General features: G+C 51.5%; 13 protein-coding genes and 1 pseudogene. 8 read left to right on the top strand and 6 right to left on the bottom strand.

The window, feature by feature from the left end; all coding sequences use genetic code 11:
* Positions 1 to 77 precede the first annotated feature (77 nt).
* Positions 78 to 836, bottom strand: a pseudogene (locus tag GF617_RS23395) (nitrate/nitrite transporter); the annotation flags it as partial.
* Between the two features lie 321 nt (positions 837 to 1,157).
* Here GF617_RS23395 and GF617_RS23390 point away from each other — a divergent pair.
* Genes GF617_RS23390 through GF617_RS23370 form a run of 5 tightly spaced genes read left to right on the top strand, consistent with a single transcriptional unit; the run spans position 1,158 to position 6,461 of the window.
* Positions 1,158 to 1,943: an SDR family oxidoreductase gene (locus tag GF617_RS23390; protein WP_203452566.1), complete on the top strand. Its 786-nt coding sequence runs from the start codon at positions 1,158 to 1,160 to the stop codon at positions 1,941 to 1,943.
* A 54-nt stretch (positions 1,944 to 1,997) separates the two neighbouring features.
* A complete protein-coding gene (locus GF617_RS23385) occupies positions 1,998 to 3,452 on the top strand; it encodes an FAD-binding oxidoreductase (RefSeq protein ID WP_203452565.1) in 1,455 nt (484 codons plus the stop codon).
* 57 nt (positions 3,453 to 3,509) lie between these two features.
* Complete coding sequence (locus GF617_RS23380) at positions 3,510 to 4,865, top strand: MFS transporter (RefSeq protein WP_203452564.1); 1,356 nt, start codon at positions 3,510 to 3,512, stop codon at positions 4,863 to 4,865.
* Entirely contained in the window at positions 4,843 to 5,622 is a 780-nt protein-coding gene (locus tag GF617_RS23375; RefSeq protein WP_203452563.1) for an electron transfer flavoprotein subunit beta/FixA family protein, read from the top strand. The genes GF617_RS23380 and GF617_RS23375 overlap by 23 nt, the downstream gene beginning before the upstream one ends.
* Positions 5,622 to 6,461, top strand: coding sequence for an electron transfer flavoprotein subunit alpha/FixB family protein (locus GF617_RS23370; RefSeq protein WP_203452562.1), 840 nt, complete (start codon positions 5,622 to 5,624; stop codon positions 6,459 to 6,461). Before GF617_RS23375 ends, GF617_RS23370 begins: the two co-directional genes overlap by 1 nt.
* On the opposite strand, the gene GF617_RS23365 is transcribed toward GF617_RS23370, so the two are convergent.
* From GF617_RS23365 to queD, 4 genes are all read right to left on the bottom strand, one after another.
* Positions 6,454 to 7,029 carry a glycerol-3-phosphate responsive antiterminator gene (locus GF617_RS23365; protein WP_181620569.1) on the bottom strand — a complete coding sequence of 192 codons (576 nt, stop codon included), beginning with the start codon at positions 7,027 to 7,029 and terminating at the stop codon, positions 6,454 to 6,456. The two genes, GF617_RS23370 and GF617_RS23365, sit on opposite strands and share 8 nt — an antisense overlap.
* A gap of 20 nt (positions 7,030 to 7,049) precedes the next feature.
* Positions 7,050 to 7,319, bottom strand: coding sequence for a ferredoxin family protein (locus GF617_RS23360; protein ID WP_181620568.1), 270 nt, complete (start codon positions 7,317 to 7,319; stop codon positions 7,050 to 7,052).
* Positions 7,310 to 8,578 (bottom strand): FAD-dependent oxidoreductase, encoded by a 1,269-nt coding sequence (locus GF617_RS23355; protein ID WP_203452561.1) that lies wholly within the window; start codon positions 8,576 to 8,578, stop codon positions 7,310 to 7,312. The genes GF617_RS23360 and GF617_RS23355 overlap by 10 nt, the downstream gene beginning before the upstream one ends.
* An 81-nt stretch (positions 8,579 to 8,659) precedes the next feature.
* A complete protein-coding gene (queD, locus tag GF617_RS23350) occupies positions 8,660 to 9,025 on the bottom strand; it encodes a 6-carboxytetrahydropterin synthase QueD (protein WP_181620566.1) in 366 nt (121 codons plus the stop codon).
* 304 nt (positions 9,026 to 9,329) lie between these two features.
* On the opposite strand from queD, the gene cysJ reads away from it, so the two are divergent.
* Genes cysJ through cysH form a run of 3 tightly spaced genes read left to right on the top strand, consistent with a single transcriptional unit; the run spans position 9,330 to position 13,597 of the window.
* Positions 9,330 to 11,135: an NADPH-dependent assimilatory sulfite reductase flavoprotein subunit gene (gene cysJ / locus GF617_RS23345; RefSeq protein ID WP_203452560.1), complete on the top strand. Its 1,806-nt coding sequence runs from the start codon at positions 9,330 to 9,332 to the stop codon at positions 11,133 to 11,135.
* Positions 11,135 to 12,847 carry an assimilatory sulfite reductase (NADPH) hemoprotein subunit gene (gene cysI, locus GF617_RS23340; protein ID WP_181620564.1) on the top strand — a complete coding sequence of 571 codons (1,713 nt, stop codon included), beginning with the start codon at positions 11,135 to 11,137 and terminating at the stop codon, positions 12,845 to 12,847. The genes cysJ and cysI overlap by 1 nt, the downstream gene beginning before the upstream one ends.
* 15 nt (positions 12,848 to 12,862) lie before the next feature.
* Complete coding sequence (cysH, locus tag GF617_RS23335; protein WP_203452559.1) at positions 12,863 to 13,597, top strand: phosphoadenosine phosphosulfate reductase; 735 nt, start codon at positions 12,863 to 12,865, stop codon at positions 13,595 to 13,597.
* A 51-nt stretch (positions 13,598 to 13,648) separates the two neighbouring features.
* On the opposite strand, the gene GF617_RS23330 is transcribed toward cysH, so the two are convergent.
* A complete protein-coding gene (locus tag GF617_RS23330; protein ID WP_203452558.1) occupies positions 13,649 to 14,692 on the bottom strand; it encodes an aminopeptidase in 1,044 nt (347 codons plus the stop codon).
* Positions 14,693 to 14,905 lie beyond the last annotated feature (213 nt).

The following is a 14,905-nucleotide window of genomic DNA, read 5'->3' as shown; positions in this document are numbered from 1 at the left end:
TCATATGCCACCAACTGAATACGAAAAACAATATTATCAGCGGCTCGGAAGTGTCTAGATTATCTGTGGCGATTCATCATGCCGTACATCTCGGTCAGGTAGTTGGTTGAGTAACTCAAAATGGCGTAAATCGTATAAACGCCGAGGATGATCATACTGCAGTACCAGGTGGTGCTGATCCGCAGTACTGACAGAATATCACTGAGCTGGAAGGCCTTTTTCGCCGGTTCGCCGTCACTGGCCGTGGACTGGCCGTCGTTGACGAAAAACCAGCACAAGATCCCAAGCAGGATATAAACCGTACTGTAAATCAGAATCACGGTTTTCAGGCTACGTGGGTCCTCGGGTAAGAATTGAGAAAATGCCCACATGGTAAAGACCGCGAGAGACATAACGCCAACACCGCGCAGTCCCTCCATCCAGCCCATGATTTTCCCCTGTTCGCTGTGATCCCCTAAGAGTGAGGCGGCTTTAATGGAGACTGACCACAGCATTAAAATTGTGGTTATCGCAAAGCAAACCTGAATGAGCAGCATGACCCACAGTGGCGGATAGGTGGCCATCAGAAAACCGAGTAATCCGGTGATAATCATGGCGGATGTAATCATTTTCCGATGCGAAAATTTATCTGCAATGACACCACTCGGCGCATAAAGAATAATTGCAGTAATCCCGAAGGTACTCATAATTAACCCGATTTCGGTATTGCTAAATCCCATGAATTTAGTCATGGGGATTTGATAAATATAACGTAAATAGGCTAAATCGAAACTCACGCCACCACTAAAACTGATAATGGCAAGTGTTATCCAACGGCGATATGAGGTTTTTTGCATACCGTAATCTCATTTTAAATAGACAAAAAAAAGAGAAAAGCAAACCGCCTTTTTCAGGTGGATTACTTTTCTCATGGTCTCGAGTAATAACTCAATAAATACCATGAGGAAGAAAAATTGAGTGTGAGAGTAATCACGCTTCTAAATATTCTGCGCTAACGATATATGAAATAGAACTCTGTGAGTTTCATCACATTCGATAATGTGTGGTTATGATAGAAAATTAGGCCAGTTACCAGAGAACATGAGAAAGGTAACTTCCCTCTCACGGGGGAAGTTACCTTTCTTTTTTTTTTGCTTAAAGGATCATGGAGGCACATTATGTCAGTCGAATCACTGAATGCATTCTCAATGGATTTCTTCTCTCTGAAGGGTAAAACCGCAATTGTCACTGGGGGCAATAGTGGTCTTGGGCAGGCTTTTGCTTTGGCGCTGGCAAAAGCCGGGGCGAATATTTTCATTCCCAGCTTCATTAAAGATAATGGCGAAACCCGTGAGCTGATTGAGCAGCAGGGCGTTCAGGTTGAGTTTATGTATGCCGATATCACCGCTCAGGGCGTGCCGCGCGAGATAATCGAAGCCTGTTGTAAGCGTTTTGGCACAGTGGATATCCTGGTCAACAACGCCGGAATTTGTAAGCTGAACAAGGTGCTGGATTTTGGTCGCGATGACTGGGACCCGATGATTAGCGTTAACCTGACGGCGGCTTTTGAACTCAGCCATGAGGCTGCAAAAGTGATGATTCCGCAGAATACTGGAAAGATAATTAATATTTGTTCACTGTTTTCATATTTGGGTGGGCAATGGTCTCCGGCCTACTCCGCAACAAAGCATGCACTGGCTGGATTTACTAAAGCATATTGCGATGAACTGAGGCAATTCAATATTCAGGTTAATGGTATTGCACCTGGTTATTACGCGACAGATATCACTCTTGCAACGCGGAGTAATCCGGAAACGAACCAACGTGTTCTTGACCATATTCCAGCTAATCGTTGGGGGGATACCCAGGATTTAATGGGAGCCATGATATTCCTGGCAAGTCGTGCTTCTGATTATGTTAATGGTCATTTATTGGTTGTTGATGGTGGTTACCTGGTTCGATAACCCGTAATAAGGTGGTTTCTTTTTATATTGCTTAATTATCTGAAAGGAAAAAATATGTCATTGTCCCGCGAACGCATTGTTGAACAGATAAAAGAGATTGTTGGTCCTGAGCGCGTTATTATCGATGAGAATGTTCTAAAGAAAAATAGTGTTGACCGCTTCAGAAAATATGCTGATATCCATGGCGTGTTTACACTTCCACTGCCTGCTGCGGTGGTAAAACTGGGGTCCACTGAGCAGGTATCACGCATACTCGCCTTTATGAACCAGCATAAAATCAATGGTGTTCCTCGTACAGGCGCCTCTGCCACTGAAGGCGGGCTTGAAACTGTTGTCCGGGATTCACTGGTGTTGGATGGTTCAGGCATGAACCAGATTATCAATATTGATATCGAAAACATGCAGGCAACGGCGCAATGTGGTGTGCCACTGGAGGTGCTGGAAAACGCGCTGCGTGCGAAAGGCTATACAACCGGGCATTCGCCACAGTCGAAACCGCTGGCACAGATGGGCGGCCTGGTTGCAACCCGCAGTATCGGACAGTTTTCAACGCTGTATGGCGCAATCGAAGATATGGTGGTGGGGCTGGAGGCTGTCCTCGCAGATGGGACTGTCACCCGTATTAAAAATGTGCCGCGCCGTGCCGCCGGGCCTGATATCCGTCATATCATCATCGGCAACGAAGGTGCACTTTGCTATATCACTGAAGTCACGGTGAAAATTTTCAAATTCACGCCAGAGAATAACCTCTTCTATGGCTACATTCTTGATGACATGAAAACCGGCTTTGAAATCTTACGTGAAGTGATGGTTGAAGGTTATCGTCCTTCCATTGCACGTCTGTATGATGCCGAGGATGGTACACAGCACTTCACTCACTTCGCGGAGGGAAAATGTGTGCTGATTTTCATGGCCGAGGGCAACCCACGAATTGCGCGCGCGACCGGAGACGGTATTGCGGAGATTGTTGCGCGTTATCCGCAATGTCAGCGCGTGGACAGTAAACTCATCGAGAACTGGTTCAACCATCTGAACTGGGGGCCGGATAAAGTCGCCGCTGAACGCGTACAGATCCTGAAAACGCATAACATGGGCTTTACCACAGAAGTATCTGGTGACTGGAGCTGTATTAACCAGATCTATGAGAACGTTCTCCACCGTATTCGTACAGAGTTCCCGCATGCGGATGATATCACCATGCTGGGCGGCCACTCTTCACACAGCTACATCAACGGAACCAACATGTACTTTGTGTATGACTACAACGTGGTGGGTTGTAAACCGGAAGAGGAGATCGATAAATATCATAACCCTCTGAATAAAATTATCTGCGAAGAGACCATCCGTCTTGGTGGATCTATGGTGCACCACCACGGTATCGGTAAACACCGTGTGCACTGGAGTAAGCTGGAACACGGGACGGCCTGGACGCTGCTGGAAGGATTAAAACGTCAGTTTGATCCTAACGGTATTATGAACGCTGGCACTATTTATCCGATTGAAAAATAACAGTTGTTACGGCTCTCTCCGTGAGGGGGCCGTTTTTTTATTTTACGGGGGAAAGCTATGAATGCGTCACCTGTTCGTATGGACGACTTGCCGCTTACCCGTTTTCACTGGCGCATTGCCGGTTTAACCTTTGGCGCTCATCTTACCGACGGATATGTGCTGGGGGTCATTGGGTACGCGATGATCCAGCTACAGCCTCAAATGCACCTTACTGTGGTGCAGGAAGGTTTAATTGGCAGTTCTGCCTTGTTCGGCCTGTTTTTGGGCAGTTTGATCCTGGGGTGGATCTCTGACCATACGGGACGCCAGCGAATATTCACTTTCAGTTTTCTTCTGATCACTTTCGCCTCATTTCTGCAGTTTTTTGTCACAACGGCGGAGCAGTTGATCTTTTTGCGTATCCTGATTGGGTTTGGCCTCGGGGGAGACTACGCGGTTGGACATACTTTGCTGGCGGAGTTTTCGCCACGGCGTTATCGCGGAATGTTGCTCGGCTCGTTCAGCGTGGTATGGACAATCGGTTATGTGCTGGCGAGTGTCATGGGGCACGCGTGGATCAACAGCGATCCGGATGCCTGGCGCTGGTTATTAGCTTCTGCGGCGTTTCCGGCCCTGCTGATTACCCTGCTGCGTATAGGCACACCCGAATCGCCCCGTTGGCTAATGCGTCAGGGGCGGATCAGCGAAGCGCATGCCGTGATTCACCGTTTTCTTGGTGCTCATGTTTTGCCCGGAGATGAAATTGCCACTGTCACTACCCGCCATATAGGGGCGCTGTTTTCTTCCCGCTACTGGCGGAGGACGGTATTCAATAGTGTCTTTTTTATCTGCCTCGTTGTGCCATGGTTTGTGATCTACACCTGGCTGCCGACTATTGCGCAAACTATCGGGCTGGAAGATGCCCTGACAACCAGCCTTATTCTTAACGTCTTGTTGATCGTCGGTGCACTGATTGGCCTTGTATTAACATGGTCACTCTCCCGGCGTCGCTTCCTGATAAGCAGCTTCCTGTTGCTGGCGCTCACATTGTCTGTACTGGCATTCACTTCAGCCAGCAACGGAACGGTAATACTGTTTTTGTTTGTGCTGTTCAGCACGGCAATTTCGGCGGCCAGCAACCTGGTGGGCATTCTTCCGGCAGAAAGTTTTCCGACTGATATCCGTTCGCTGGGGGTGGGGTTCGCAACGGCGATGAGCCGTCTTGGTGCGGCTATCAGCACTGCTTTGTTGCCGATTGTGTTGGTCTCCTGGGGAATGCGCGCCATGCTTTTGATTCTGGTGACGGTATTGCTAATAGGCTTTCTGGTGTCGGTGCTTTGGGCGCCGGAAACGCGAAACCTGTCGCTGGTGGAGGCCGCAGACGGGGAGCTAAAACCACTGGAGAAGATCGATGAACATTCTGTTGGCGTTTAAGGCTGAACCGGATCTGTCGATGCTGGCGGAAACCGACTGGCAGGTTGCAGGAAAAGGAAACAAAGGCCCGGACGCGTCATTGATGCGCCGGGTGATCGGAAACGATGAATTGGGGGCGGCGGAAATCATGCTCAGGGCGCGCGATCGTCATCCAGGGGTGCATCTCAGCGCCATAACACTTGGTGATGAGCACGCGATGCCGATTTTACGTCACCTCAAGGCACTCGGTTTTGAGCGATGTGTTCGCCTGAACAGTGAGACCGACACCCGCTTTGCACCTGCGTTTGTGGCGGAACGCATCAGCCGGTATATCAGACAAAATGCGATCGATCTGGTTTTGCTCGGGACGCAGAGTTGTGAGGGTCAGAATGGTCAGACAGGCTGGATGGTCGCGGAAATGCTTAACTGGCCGTGTCTGACACAGGTAACAGAGGTTATGCCTGGCGCGTCAGGTTTTGACGTGCTGTGCGAAAGTCTCCGGCATCGCCAGCGTTGGCAACTGCAACATCCGGCGGTGCTGATGGTACAAAATCGTGGGCAAATGGCACTGCGAGTACCAGGCCTTCGGGCACGTATGTCTGCGTCGCATGCGGAGATTGAGTGCATTGAAGAGGGGGCGTCGGGAGTTCTTCCGTCGCATTGTTTGTCGCTTCAACGACAACCTATTCACCGTGCTGGCGTGATTATCCAGGGGGGCAGTGTGCAGGATAACGTTCAGCAACTCTGGCAAGATTATTTAGCGGAAAGGATGAAGTGATGAAGGTTGCCCTCGTGCTGTTACATCCCAAAGATATAGACCCGCTGTTCGCCTTTCTGGCAGACAGCGGGCTCGCATCGGCGTCGCTGAGTGGCTGGAATGTTGAAGGTGATTTTTTCCTTCCCGAACAACTCTTACCCGCACTGGAACACGCTTTTCACGCTTCTGAGACAGACATAATCCTCTTTCCGGGCGGCGCCATCGCAGATGAACTGGCCTCGCGTCTGGCCTGGCGTTTGCGTGGGAGTGCCGTTTGTCAGGTAACCGAATTCTGTCCTGAAGCAGGCACAGTAGCAAAAGCCGTTTATGGCGGAGCGCTGACGGCAACATTTGAGGTAAAAGCCTCACCACTTTGTTTGTCTCTTGCTGAAGGTGTATACCACAAAGGTGTATCGCCATTAACGTTGAGCAGGCAACAGACACTTGTTCCTGACCCGTTAAGAGAAGGGCTTCTCCCACCTCAGACGGAAAAAAATACCCATCATCCACTGGAAACCGCGCGGCGCGTCCTTGCCTGTGGACAAGGAACCGTAGGGGCTGAGACATCGCGCCTGGCAAAAAAAATCGGGGCTGAAGAGGGATATTCCCGGCAGCGAATCATGTCCGGTGGCTGTGATGGCCAGCGTATGCTGGGTATTTCCGGCCAGAAGATCGCACCGGCACTCTGCCTGGTGGCTGGAGCGTCGGGAGCATCCGCCTTTCTGGCGGGGATTGCCGGAAGTGATTTCATTGTCGCGATTAACCACGATCCTGCCGCGCCTGTTTTTGCCGCAGCAGATGTGGGGATTGTCGGAGATGTTACCGAGGTGCTTGAAGCGCTGGCAGAGAAGATCAGTTAAGCGATTTTGCCAGTTTCCATACATCAATGTTGGTTGTTGATAGTGCAGCAACACCCGCCGCCATCGCATTACGGGCATCTTCTTCATCGCAAACCAAGCCACCGGCAATCAGCGGCTGACGAACTTTCTCTGTGACCCAGCCCAACACTTTTGGCATACAGCCGGGCAGGATCTCAATGCAATCCGCACCCGATTGCGACACCTGTTTTTCAATAGTATGAAAAGAGATCGAATCGACAATAAACAGGCGATGGATGCAAAAATAGCCCTCGGCACGCGCGGCTTTCAGCATGGCGGGTTTGGTACTGATGATCCCATCGGCCTGAGTCACCAGCTTCAGAAACTGAATGACCACTTCCTTGTTAGAGGTTCCCTCCAGCAGGTCAACATGCACAAATGCGTATTTCCCTGCTTGTTTGATCTTTTGCACTATCCCGCTGATGGTACAAATATTTCCGTATAAGACGGAGACAAACTGGCACTCTGAAGCGATGGCAAGTTGCAGGCTGGCGTTATCTTTTACCGCGGCGATCACCGGGTTTTGTCTTAGCAGGTGAAGTAATGGCACACAAACATCCTTTCTTGAAGTTAACCGAAACGTAAAACAATGCCGAAACCTGAAGGTGGGTAGCGCCAGATTTTCAACGCAGTATCACCGAGGATCATCCGACAGCAGCCACACTCAAGACAGTGCTGATAATGAAATAGCATCTGGCCGTCATCCCTGCGCTGAAACAAACCGGCAGGGCAGATCTTCTCCAGTTGCTGTTGCTGCTGTTCGTTGATTTCCCGAAGTTCGATATGCGGACTTTGGGCGGGATGGTAGCAGTTGCGTGCCAGACTTTCGTTTACAGACATCGCAGACTCCGAAAAATATCTGCGCCAAGGCGACGCAGGCCAAACTGGCGCGCATGGTGAAATACAGTGCGCCAGAGTGGGGGATTCACACCGGCATCAACACGGCTAAGATCTGCCATGACCGCCTGGCAAAACGATGGCCATTGCTGATACCAGCCGTGGCGCTGAAGCAGGGAGGGGAGATGTTGGTAGCGTTTGAGTTGCTGCCACAAAATGCTCTGCTGTAGCTGTTCGTTATAAAGCGTGAGGAGTGGTTGGCCTGGCGCGCTCCGGGCGGCAATCAGCGCGCGAGCAGCAGCCTGACCACTCAGCATCGCCATGTCCATTCCGCGGATGGTGGCTCCGGTATTGATACAGGTACGAAGAGTATCGCCCACCAGAATCCATCCTTCACCCGCCCGGGTTCGCGGGATGCTCCGAAATCCTCCTTCCGGAACCAGATGCGCACCATATTCAACGGTTTCCGCGCCCTGCAATAAAGGACGTACCGCGGGATGATGCTTGAAGCGCGACAGGAGGTTGGATGCAGCAACAGGTCCCTCGCGAACAGAGGTCAGTGGCGCAACGATGCCCAACGACAGCGACTGGCGGTTAGTATAAAGAAACCCGCCAGCAGGGTTGTCGCCACACAAATGGCCACTGAAAAGCCATGCCGAGCCTTCGTGCTCGTTCAGTCGAAAACGCGATTCAATCAACGCCGGATCAAGGGACAGCGTCTCTTTTATCCCCAGCCCCACCGTGTGCAACGGCGGCTTGGGGACGAGGCCACGTTGTTCCGCCAGCAGGCTGTTAGCGCCTTCAGCCAGTACCACTATGTGAGAGCGCAGCAACTCACCTTCGCAGATCACACCTGCTACGCGCCCGCCTTCAGTGTGGAGCGTATCGACGGTCACGCCGAACAGGCATTCTGCTCCGGCAGCCTGTGCTTGCCCAGCGAACCAGGGATCAAACCGGGCGCGCAGAATGCTCCAGGAGGGGCTTGAAAATTGCTGGTGGCTAAGCGTTGTTGCGCCAGTATCGGTAAGAAGGGAGAAACTTTCGTGTATGACCTGGCGTTCAAGAGGTGCATGGTCGGTGAAATCGGGGATCAGTTCGCGGAGTGCGTAGCCGTAGAGTCGGCCCCCGGAAAGGTTTTTACTGCCGGCCTGCTCGCCACGCTCAATCAGTAAAACTGATAGCCCGGCTCGGGCGCAGAGGAGGGCACAGGTTGTGCCTGCGATCCCTGCTCCCACGATAATAATATCGAAATCATCCGCCATCCTGCGCTCCTTATTATCAGAACGCACAACCCTAACATAGCGGATTTAAAAGGAATTTGACGATTGCCGCAAAGAGCGTGATTACTCTGCGCGATACACACAACCTGCAGTGCAGGTCTCTTTAATCATCACCGCGCTCAGCAGTGGAACCAGCGGTTTTACCTGATCCCAAATCCATTTTGCCAGCACTTCGCTGGTGGGATTTTCAAGACCAGGGATCTCGTTCAGATAGTAGTGATCCAGGCGATCGTAAGTTGGCTTAAACGCGGCTTTCAGTTCGGCAAAGTCCATGATCCAGCCGGTATGGGGATCGACTTCACCAGTGATTTCAAGACGCACCATAAATGAGTGTCCGTGCAGGCGGCCACATTTATGTCCTTGCGGTACATGTGGAAGATGGTGTGCGGCTTCGAAGATGAAATCTTTAAACAGTGTGGTGGACATCATGAACTCTCAAGTAATGCGGAAAAAACCGCCGCATAGTACCGGAAAGCACATTTTTTATCATTAACTAAAACGGCCATTCCAGAGGTTCGTTGGAAAAGTGACTCGGGATGTGATTTTTATCTTTATATTTCAATTTGTTATGTAATCGTTTTTATCGTTAAGAACGATAACTAAAACAGGTTAGTCCATTTGGTTATTTATTATTTCCATCCCTTCTTTAATTGTTATTATCCCCACCGTTAACCTTATCTTCAGTTTGGCTTTTCTTATTAAATTCAGCTTTGCTACTGGAATGTAATGACGCATGACAACACAGGCCCCACCTTCAAATTTGCTTCCGCTGAACCCGGAGCAACTGGCGCGCCTTACGGCGGCTACTACTGATTTTTCACCTACTCAGCTTGCCTGGGTGTCTGGTTATTTCTGGGGAATGCTTAACCAGCAGCAAGGTGCTGCGGTGGCGACTCCTGCACCCGCCGCTGAAAACCCGGCCATTACGCTTATCTCCGCCTCTCAGACGGGAAATGCCCGCCGGGTAGCCGAAGCGCTGCGTGATGATTTGCTCGCCGCTAAACTGAACGCGAACCTGGTGAACGCCGGGGATTATAAATTCAAACAAATCGCGTCAGAAAAATTGCTGGTGGTCGTGGCTTCCACACAGGGTGAAGGTGAGCCAGCTGAAGAAGCGGTTGCCCTGCATAAATTCCTGTTCTCGAAAAAAGCGCCAAAACTGGAAGGGACTGCGTTTGCCGTGTTCGGCCTGGGCGATACCTCCTATGAATTCTTCTGCCAGTCCGGTAAAGACTTCGACAGTAAGCTGGCGGAACTGGGTGCTGAACGCCTGCTGGATCGCGTTGATGCGGATGTGGAATATCAGGCCGCTGCTGCTGAGTGGCGTGCCCGTGTGGTTGAGGTGCTGAAAGCTCGTGCACCGAAAGAGAGTGCGACTCAGGTGGTGACTGCTGCGACAGGCGCCGTAAATGACATCCATACCAGCCCGTATACCAAAGAAGCCCCGCTGACGGCCAGCCTGTCCGTAAATCAAAAAATTACGGGTCGCGACTCCGAAAAAGACGTTCGCCATATTGAGATCGACCTCGGGGATTCCGGTTTACGCTATCAGCCAGGTGACGCACTGGGTGTGTGGTATCAGAACGATCCCGCGCTCGTGAAAGAGTTGGTTGAGCTGTTATGGCTGAAGGGCGATGAACCGGTTGTGGTTGAAGGCAAAACCCTGACGCTCACTGAAGCGTTGCAGTGGCATGTTGAACTGACGGTGAATACCGCCAATATCGTTGAGAATTATGCCACGCTGACCCGGAGTGAATCGTTGCTGCCGTTAGTAGGCGAGAAAGCGAAATTGCAGCATTACGCCGCCACGACGCCGATTGTCGATATGGTTCGTTTCTCCCCGGCACAGCTGGATGCCGACAAATTGATTGGCTTGCTTCGTCCGTTGACGCCGCGCCTCTATTCCATCGCCTCTTCTCAGGCGGAAGTGGAAAGTGAAGTGCACGTCACCGTGGGGGTCGTGCGCTACGATATTGAAGGCCGGGCACGGACCGGTGGCGCGTCAGGTTTCCTGGCGGATCGTGTAGAAGAGGAGGGTGAAGTGCGCGTCTTTATCGAGCACAACGACAATTTCCGTCTGCCCGCAAACCCGGAAACACCAGTGATCATGATTGGGCCAGGCACAGGCATTGCGCCGTTCCGTTCCTTTATGCAGCAACGTGCGGCCGATGAAGCGCCGGGTAAAAACTGGCTGTTCTTTGGAAACCCACACTTTACCGAAGATTTCCTTTACCAGGTCGAATGGCAACGCTACGTGAAAGAGGGCGTGTTGAGCCGTATCGATCTGGCCTGGTCTCGTGACCAAAAAGAAAAAATATACGTACAAGATAAGCTGCGCGAACAAGGTGCAGAGCTGTGGCGCTGGATTAATGACGGTGCACACATTTATGTCTGCGGAGACGCCAATCGCATGGCGAAAGACGTTGAGCGGACTTTGCTGGAAGTGATTGCCGAATTCGGCGGTATGGATGCCGAAGCGGCGGATGAATTTTTAAGTGAGCTGCGCGTTGAGCGCCGTTATCAGCGAGATGTCTACTAATGAGCGAAAAACATCCTGGCCCACTGGTGGTCGAAGGCAAACTGACCGATGCCGAGCGTATGAAGGTAGAGAGCAACTACCTGCGCGGCACAATTGCCGAAGATTTGAATGACGGCCTGACGGGCGGATTCAAAGGCGACAACTTCCTGCTGATCCGCTTCCACGGCATGTATCAGCAAGACGATCGCGATATCCGCGCGGAGCGTGCTGAACAAAAGCTGGAGCCGCGTCACGCGATGCTGTTGCGCTGCCGCTTGCCTGGTGGTGTTATCACCACCAAACAATGGCAGGCGATTGATAAATTTGCTGAAGACAACACGATTTACGGCAGCATCCGTCTGACCAACCGTCAGACTTTCCAGTTCCACGGCATTCTGAAGAAGAACGTGAAACCAGTCCACCAGATGCTGCACTCCGTCGGGCTGGATGCGCTGGCGACGGCCAACGACATGAACCGTAACGTGCTCTGTACCTCTAATCCATTTGAGTCTCAGCTTCACGCTGACGCATACGAGTGGGCGAAGAAGATCTCCGAGCATCTGTTGCCGCGCACTCGCGCCTATGCGGAGATCTGGCTCGACCAGGAGAAAGTGGCGACCACAGATGAAGAACCGATCCTCGGCCAGACCTATCTGCCGCGTAAGTTCAAAACCACCGTGGTGATCCCGCCGCAGAACGATATCGATCTGCACGCTAACGACATGAACTTTGTGGCGATTGCCGAAAACGGCAAGCTGGTGGGCTTTAACCTACTGGTGGGCGGTGGTCTGTCTATCGAGCACGGTAACAAGAAAACCTACGCGCGCACCGCGAGCGAATTCGGTTATCTGCCGTTGGAGCACACGCTGGCCGTGGCGGAAGCGGTTGTCACAACTCAGCGTGACTGGGGTAACCGTACTGATCGTAAAAATGCGAAGACCAAATACACTCTGGAGCGCGTTGGCGTAGAGACGTTCAAAGAAGAAGTGGAGCGTCGCGCAGGCATTAAATTTGAACCCATTCGTCCTTATGAATTCACGGGGCGCGGCGACCGCATTGGCTGGGTGAAAGGCATCGACAATAAATGGCATCTGACGCTGTTTATTGAAAACGGTCGTATCCTGGATTATCCGGGGCGTCCGCTGAAAACTGGCTTGCTGGAAATTGCCAGGATCCATAAAGGCGAGTTCCGTATTACTGCTAACCAGAACCTGATCATTGCGGGTGTTCCTGAAAGCCAGAAAGCGAAGATTGAGAAACTCGCGCGCGATCACGGGTTGATGAACGCAGTGAAACCGCAGCGTGAAAACTCCATGGCCTGTGTGTCATTCCCGACTTGTCCACTGGCGATGGCGGAAGCTGAGCGTTTCCTGCCGTCGTTTACCGATAAAGTTGAGTCGATTCTGGAAAAACACGGTATTCCCGAAGAGCATATTGTGATGCGCGTGACGGGCTGCCCGAATGGCTGTGGCCGCGCGATGCTGGCGGAACTGGGCCTGGTTGGTAAAGCGCCGGGTCGCTACAACGTTCATCTTGGGGGCAATCGTAGCGGGACGCGTATTCCGCGTATGTATCGCGAAAACATTACGGAACCGGAGATCCTTGACTCGATTGATGAACTGGTCGGGCGCTGGGCGAAAGAGCGTGAAGTTAATGAAGGTTTTGGCGACTTTACGGTACGTGCGGGCATTATTCGCCCGGTACTCGATCCCGCGCGGGATTTCTGGGAGTAACCACGAGAGGTAATTATGTCCGTACTCGATCTAAACGCGCTGAATGAATTGCCAAAAGTTGAACGCATTTTTCAGCTTTCGGAAACGAATGCGCAACTGGAAAAGCTCGATGCCGAAGGGCGCGTGGCATGGGCGTTGGAAAACCTGCCAGGCGACTATGTCCTCTCCTCAAGCTTTGGCATTCAGGCTGCCGTCAGTTTGCATCTGGTGAATCAGATCCGTCCGGATATTCCGGTGATCCTCACCGATACCGGCTACCTGTTCCCGGAAACATACCAGTTTATTGATGAGCTTACGGACAAGCTTAAGCTTAACCTGAAGGTCTATCGTGCTGGACAAAGTGCGGCGTGGCAGGAAGCGCGCTACGGTAAATTGTGGGAGCAGGGCGTTGAGGGCATTGAGAAATACAATGAGATCAACAAAGTTGAGCCCATGAACCGTGCGCTGAAAGAGCTAAAGGCGCAAACCTGGTTTGCCGGGCTGCGCCGTGATCAGTCCGGCAGTCGGGCGAACTTGCCAGTTTTGGCCATTCAGCGCGGTGTGTTCAAAGTATTGCCGATTATCGACTGGGATAACCGAACGGTTTATCAGTACCTGCAAAAATACGGGCTGAAATATCACCCGCTGTGGGACCAGGGATATCTGTCGGTTGGCGATACCCATACCACCCGTAAATGGGAGCCGGGAATGGCCGAAGAAGAGACGCGTTTCTTTGGACTTAAACGCGAGTGTGGGCTGCACGAAGGGTAATCTGATTTTGCCCTCTTCCCTTTGGGGAGAGGGCAAAGAAGACATCTATCACTACACTTTATTGGCTTTGACCAACTCTTTTACCAGTGGCAACATCACTTTCACCACATCGCGGCTACGGTGCTCAATCCGTTGCGGCAGGGCGCTATCAATGTGCTGTTGATTATCCAGTCTCACGTCATGCCAGCTTGTTCCATCCGGGAAGGCTTTGGATTTCGTGCGTTGCTGATAGCCATCTTTCTTGCCCAGCGTCCAGTTAGTTGCTTCGACATACAGGACGGGAATGCCGGCTTTATCGAACACTTCACCGTCGTTACAGCAGCCCGTACCTCTCGGATATTGTGCATTACCGCCAGGGTTTGTAGTGGCATAAACCCCTACACTACGGGCAATCGACAGCGCACGATCCCGCGTTAATTTGCGCACTGTGCTCGGCGTGCTTTGTCCGCTATTGAAATAGAGTTTGTCCCCGACGATAAGATTATCGAGGTTAATCACCAGTAGCGTATTTTTCTTCTCTTCAGTACTCATTCGCTTGAGGAGATTCTCAGCGCCGAGTTTTCCTTCCTCTTCACCACTGGTTGCGACAAAGCGAATCCCGTATTTTGTTGGGATATTTTTCATGCGCTCAGCCAGTTCGAGCATTACGCCTAATCCTGCCGCGTTATCATCGATTCCCTGTAGCGTAAGGCCACCGAGATTATTATCGGTGTCGGCATCACTCATTGGGGCGAAGGTATCCAGATGCGCCATAACAATAATTTGTTCGGGGCTTTTACCTTCATGCGCGGCAATAACCGTACTGCCGGTCACGTTGTGCCAGTTTTTCGTTTTATTGCGCGAGGTATAAATATAGCGGCTATGAAACGCCCGGATATCGCTCTGGTAGCCCATGTCAGCAAACTGCTGGCGAATATAGTCGGCAGAGAGCATCTCTGCGGGTGTGCCGGTCATTCGACCAGGAAATACCGTTGCAATATGCCGTGCCTGCATATTGGCAATGTCGCCGTAGGGCTGATTCTTTGCCTGGGCCGGAAGGATAAAGCAAACGCCGAGCGCCAGTGCAGCAATACGGTGGCGCGTTGCGGAAAACATAGTGAGTCCTTAAAAGCAGAGCAAAATTTTAACTCGCTTAGTATGAAACTGTGATCCTGTATACACAATTTGAATTGCTCCTAAATGCCCGAAATTTCGCGTGTTAAGCACTTTTTGATATTTGCTTTTTCATGGCGTTATTCCATTGAGTAACTACTCATTCCAATTAGTAATTTCATTCAGTCTAAGCCGCCCCCTATAGTCCCACTATTC

It is taken from the genome of Lelliottia sp. RWM.1 (genome assembly GCF_016859735.1).
GTDB lineage: Bacteria > Pseudomonadota > Gammaproteobacteria > Enterobacterales > Enterobacteriaceae > Enterobacter.
The sequence above is the reverse complement of the archived record's forward strand: the minus strand, read 5'-3'. Positions and strand labels throughout refer to the sequence as shown.